Raw genomic sequence first — 707 nt, forward strand, 5'->3', positions numbered from 1 at the left:
CGCCTAAAATTTTGAAAACGGGTATTTATACCTCATTTTTTCCTAAAATTTTATTGTTCGGAATAAGTCTTAGGTGGTATAATAAAGATGATATAAAAGTTGTGCTACTTCTTGTGGTTACAACACAAAAATAAGTTCTGTCAGCACCATGTGCTAAGCTCGTTGAAAACAAAATATCACCTACAGCTCCAGGAAAGGAAGCCGATGAAGAACATCAGGTGTAAGTCTTTCAAGCAATGGATCTCTACCCACAAAAAAGAGTGTGTAGGCGCATCATTAGTAGCACTTTTAGCTGTTGGTACCGCAGGGTTCGCACTTACTCAATCCCACCACCAAGCGCAGCTTAATAGTGCTAAAACGGCTACTTCGCAACTTGCAAAAACCTCTTCTAGCGAGAAGACCACCCAACTTGGCGAGGTGGGTGAAAATATAGCAACCACAGATGATGTTTCTGCAACGCAGTCGGGCACAAGCTCTAAAAATACATCTTCTGAAAGCAGCTCCTCAGATGGATCTGGCACCTCCGCTGGCGCAAGCATCCCTTCTTCTGAAAAATCTTCAGCAACTTCAGGTTCCACAAGTTCTAGCTCTTCAAGTTCCAACTCACAAAGCGCAAGCACCACAAAAGCAAGCACAGCTCAAGGCAAAAAGCCTGGGCAAAATAAGCGTTGGGTAGTCGATAAACCCGCCTGGGACGAGACCGTGGT

General features: G+C 44.1%; 1 pseudogene. It reads left to right on the forward strand.

Annotated elements, in window-relative coordinates:
• Positions 1–204: 204 nt before the first annotated feature.
• Positions 205–707, forward strand: a pseudogene (locus HMPREF3192_RS07010) (hypothetical protein); the annotation flags it as partial.

The organism is Atopobium deltae (assembly GCF_001552785.1).
In the GTDB taxonomy this organism is placed as follows: domain Bacteria; phylum Actinomycetota; class Coriobacteriia; order Coriobacteriales; family Atopobiaceae; genus Atopobium; species Atopobium deltae.